This is a genomic window from Sphingomonas sp. (assembly GCF_036387535.1).
Taxonomy (GTDB): Bacteria; Pseudomonadota; Alphaproteobacteria; order Sphingomonadales; family Sphingomonadaceae; genus Sphingomonas_R.
The window spans coordinates 1-4,190 of the sequence record NZ_DASVTO010000074.1; the positions used below are offsets into that span (position 1 = coordinate 1).

At 65.0% G+C, this 4,190-nt stretch carries 6 protein-coding genes; 4 read left to right on the forward strand and 2 right to left on the reverse strand.

The window, feature by feature from the left end; translation table 11 throughout:
* Both VF649_RS06855 and VF649_RS06860 read left to right on the forward strand, forming a co-directional pair.
* A partial coding sequence (locus VF649_RS06855) for an aldo/keto reductase (RefSeq protein WP_331011216.1) occupies positions 1 to 562 on the forward strand: 562 nt, incomplete at its 5' end.
* A 55-nt stretch (positions 563 to 617) separates the two neighbouring features.
* Positions 618 to 1,295: a L,D-transpeptidase family protein gene (locus VF649_RS06860; RefSeq protein WP_331011217.1), complete on the forward strand. Its 678-nt coding sequence runs from the start codon at positions 618 to 620 to the stop codon at positions 1,293 to 1,295.
* A gap of 6 nt (positions 1,296 to 1,301) precedes the next feature.
* Here VF649_RS06860 and VF649_RS06865 read toward each other — a convergent pair whose 3' ends face one another.
* Positions 1,302 to 1,466, reverse strand: a complete 165-nt coding sequence (locus VF649_RS06865) for a hypothetical protein (RefSeq protein WP_331011218.1) — start codon at positions 1,464 to 1,466, stop codon at positions 1,302 to 1,304.
* 342 nt (positions 1,467 to 1,808) lie between these two features.
* Here VF649_RS06865 and VF649_RS06870 point away from each other — a divergent pair, with 342 nt between their 5' ends.
* A complete protein-coding gene (locus VF649_RS06870; protein ID WP_331011219.1) occupies positions 1,809 to 2,378 on the forward strand; it encodes a hypothetical protein in 570 nt (189 codons plus the stop codon).
* Between the two features lie 20 nt (positions 2,379 to 2,398).
* On the opposite strand, the gene VF649_RS06875 is transcribed toward VF649_RS06870, so the two are convergent.
* Positions 2,399 to 3,184: a 3-hydroxybutyrate dehydrogenase gene (locus VF649_RS06875; RefSeq protein WP_331011220.1), complete on the reverse strand. Its 786-nt coding sequence runs from the start codon at positions 3,182 to 3,184 to the stop codon at positions 2,399 to 2,401.
* Positions 3,185 to 3,322: 138 nt separating this feature from the next.
* Between VF649_RS06875 and ypfJ the strand changes: the two genes are divergently transcribed.
* Positions 3,323 to 4,190: KPN_02809 family neutral zinc metallopeptidase (ypfJ, locus tag VF649_RS06880; protein WP_331011221.1), on the forward strand; the 868-nt coding region annotated here is incomplete at its 3' end.

The window sequence follows — 4,190 nt, forward strand, 5'->3', positions numbered from 1 at the left end:
TGCCGTCCCGCAGGACGCGGTGCTGGAGGCGTTCGGTCGCCTGATCCAGGCCGGCAAGATCCGCGTCGTCGGCGCGTCGAATTTCTCCGCCGTCCGCCTCAAATCCGCCAATGATGCGGCGACCGCCGCTGGCCACCTGCCCCGCTACCACGTCCTGCAACCCGAATATAACCTGGTCAGCCGCCACAAATTCGAAGGCGAGCTACAGGATTATTGCGTCACCGAGAACATCGGCGTCGTTCCGTACTACGGGCTCGCCTCCGGCTTCCTGACCGGCAAATACCGGACGCTCGATGACCTGTCGAAAAGTGTGCGCGGCGGTCGAATGGGCGATTTGCTCGAAGGTCGCGGCAAAGCGGTGCTGGATGCGATGGATGGCGTCGCGGAGGAAACCGGTGCCACGCTGGCCCAGATCGCCTTGGCGTGGCTCATCGCGCAACCCGGCGTGACGGCGCCGATCGCCAGCGCGACGAGCGCGGCACAGGTCGACGATCTGCTGCCCGCGCTGACGCTGGAACTGAGCGAGGATCAGCGAGAGCGGCTGGACGCCGCGGGCGCGTGACCCGCCGCGGTCGGTCAGGAACGATCCGCTAACGGGTCCGTGCTAAAGCGGCGCAATGGCCAACGTCAAGACCCTCCTGGCCTGTGCCGGCCTCGCGCTTGCCGCCGCGTTCGGCGCCGCGCTGGCGCTCGCGCCCAGCCACCGCGCGCCGGAACCCATCGTCGACATTCCCGCCGCGCCTCGTCCCGCCAGGAAGGCGCCGCCGCCCATCCGGTCAGCCGCGAAACCGCCAGCCGCCGAACCAGCGGCCAAGGCCGAAGCGCCGGAACCCTATGTCATCCGTCATATCCTGCCCGTCCCGGGCGTGATGCGCATCGGCGATACCTATTGGGACGAAACCGGCGCCCCCGCCGGCCCGATCGTTGTCACCATCGATCTGCAAGCCAAAGTGCTATCGATCTTCCGCGCGGGCTATGAGATCGGCACGGCGGCGATCATCTACGGTGGCGACGACAAGCCGACGCCGCTGGGCGTGTTCCCGATCACCGAGAAAGACGCCGATCACGTCTCGAACATCTACCATGCACCAATGCCGTATATGCAGCGGCTGACCGACGACGGGATTTCCATCCACGGCAGCCCAAGGATGGAGCCCGGCCTGATGACCCACGGCTGCGTCGGCGTACCCACCGATTTCGCGCGGCGATTGTTCAAGGCCACGAAGATCGGCGACAAGGTCGTCGTCACCAACGGCGAACGCCTCGACATCGGCAAGGCCGTCACGGCGTTCTGACGCCGGTTATCGCGGCGCTGCGTCCTTTGCTTCGCCGGTAAGGCCCTCGGGCGCGGCCTTGTCGGTCCAATATTGCAATGTCGTCACCACGATGGTGGCCAGCACCAGCGCGACGAAGATCGACAGGACGATGGTGATATAGCGGCGACTCTTGCCCGGCGGTCGATCCATCGCAATGATCCGTTCGTTGTTTTTTCCAGCAGCTGGCCAACGACTTGGCGGTCAAAAGGATGCGGGGCCGACGACGATCCCCGAAACAAGTTCGATCGTCCGCGCGATAAACGGAGATGCCCGAAAACGCGACGCAGGACGAGGAACCGAACCTCGTCATCTTTGCGGTCGGCGCCGGTGTGACTGTGTATTAAGGGATCGAGCGGCTGGACGCCAAGCTGAAGGCCGGCGAACCGATGCTGGCCTCCATCGACATCCGCCCGGAACGCCCGGATGCGCCGCGGCTACCGGCCTGATCGGGGATGTTGCACGGCGGGTCAGGGCCAATGTATCGACGACGCCATGACATCCGCCTTGCGCGTCCTCGCGATCCTGTTCCTCTGGCTGGGCGTGGCCCTGCCGGCGCACGCCGCGGTCACGATCACCTTCTGGAGCCACGAACTCGGCAACAGCTTTCCGCACGCTTTCTTCACGCTGCGCGGTGTGCCCGATGCAGGCGGTGCGCCGGTCGACGTCAATTACGGTTTCACCGCGAAGTCGGTCACGCCCGCGATTCTGATGGGCACCGTCGCCGGCAAACTCGACATCGCCACGCCCAAATATATCGACGGCAGCGATGCCCAATTCTCGGTCGTGCTGACCGATGACCAATATCGCGACATGCTGGCGCTCGTCGCGTTATGGGGCGGGCCCGGTGAAGCCGGGCGCTATCGCCTGAACGGCCACAATTGCGTGCATTTCGTCCAGGAAGCGGCGCGCCGCGCCGGGCTGACCGACATCGAACGGCCCGGCCTGATGAAGAAACCACGGTCCTTCCTGAAATCGATCGCGCAAGCCAATGCCGCGCGCGTCACGATCATCGATCGGCCCGGCCGCGACTATTTGCCGACGCTTCCCCCGCTCAAACCCTGACTACGGGAGAGTCCGAGGGATCAGGCGGCAGTCCAGCCGCCGTCCATCGACAGATTGGCGCCGGTGATCGCCTTTGCATCCTCACCGCACAGATACAGCGCCAGCGCCGCGACCTGTTCGGGGGTCACGAATTCCTTCGTCGGTTGCGCCGCCAGCAGGACGTCGTTCATCACTTGCTCGCGCGTCATGCCCCGCGCTTTCATCGTATCCGGGATCTGCCCTTCGACCAGCGGCGTCCAGACATAGCCGGGCGAGATGCAATTGACCGTGATACCATGCGCCGCCGTCTCCAGCGCGATCGTCTTGGTCAATCCGGCAAGGCCGTGCTTGGCCATCACATACGCGCTCTTGTTGGGGCTCGCGACCAAGCTGTGCGCCGATGCGGTCGATATGATCCTGCCCCAGCCCTTGGCCTTCATATGCGGCACCGCCGCGCGCATCATGTGCCATGCGGACGACAGGTTGATCGCGATGATCGCGTCGAACTTGTCGACCGGAAAATCCTCGATCGGCGCGACATGCTGGATACCGGCGTTGTTGACGACGATATCGCATCCGCCCGTCTGCGCAACCGTGCGGTCCACCATCGCGGCGATCTCGTCCGGCTTGGTCATGTCGGCGGCATCGTACAGCGCCGGCGCGCCGCTCCGCGCCGCCAACGCCGCACGCTCCCGCTCGATCGCGTCCGTATCGCCAAAGCCGTTCAGGACCACGGCAGCCCCCGCCCCGGCCAGCACCTTGGCATAGGCCAGCCCGATGCCGGACGTGGAACCCGTGACGATCGCGGTCTTGCCTTTCAGGAACATGCACCCACTCTCCATCATGTGCCCGCGAGCATGGCCGCATCGCGGCGCGCGATCAACGTGCAACCAGCCATAGGGTTCGCGCATTCATGACGCGCCCGTAACTTTCAAATCCCGTAACTTTCAGATTGAGGATGCCCGATGCGGCTCGACGATTACGATCCGAACGACATCAACGTCGGCGATCAGCGCGGCTCCGGCGGCGGCGGGTTCGGCGGCGGTGGCGGCGGTTTGCTGATGGGCCTGCTGCCCATGATCGGCAGCCGCTTCGGCTGCGGCGGGATCGTCGTCGTCCTGATCCTGATGGCGGTGTTCGGCGGCGGACTGGGTGGCCTGGGCAATATCCTTGGCGGCGGCGGCGGGGGCGGCGGCGGTCAGGTCGCGACCAGATCGTCAGAGGGGCCGACCTCCGTCACGCAGGCCTGCTCCGTCAATCCGGAGAGCAAGGCCGCCTGCAACGCCTTCGCTTCGGCGCAGAAAACCTGGACCGCGATCTTCGCGCGCGAAGGCCGCGAGTTCCAGAAGCCCAACCTGCAATTCTACGGCGGCAACGGCCAATCCGGCTGCGGCGCGGCGCAGAGCGCGATGGGGCCGTTCTACTGCCCGACCGATCAGGGCATATTTCTGGACACGAGTTTTTTCGCGGAATTGGCCAATAAGTTCGGCGCGAAAGGAGATTTCGCGCAAGATTACGTGATTGCGCACGAATTCGGGCATCATATTCAGAATTTGTTGGGCACTTCGAGCAAGGTCTCGAACATCCAGCGCTCCGCCAGCGAAGCCGAAGGCAATGCCGCATCGGTCCGCCTGGAACTGCAAGCCGATTGCTACGCCGGCGTCTGGGCCGCCGCCAACCGCGACCGCATCGAACCCGGCGATGTGGAAGAAGGCATGACCGCCGCCCAAGCCATCGGCGACGATACCCTGCAAAAGGAAACGCAGGGCCGCGTCGTCCCAGACAGCTTCACCCACGGCACCTCCGCACAACGCCAACGCTGGCTGAAACGGG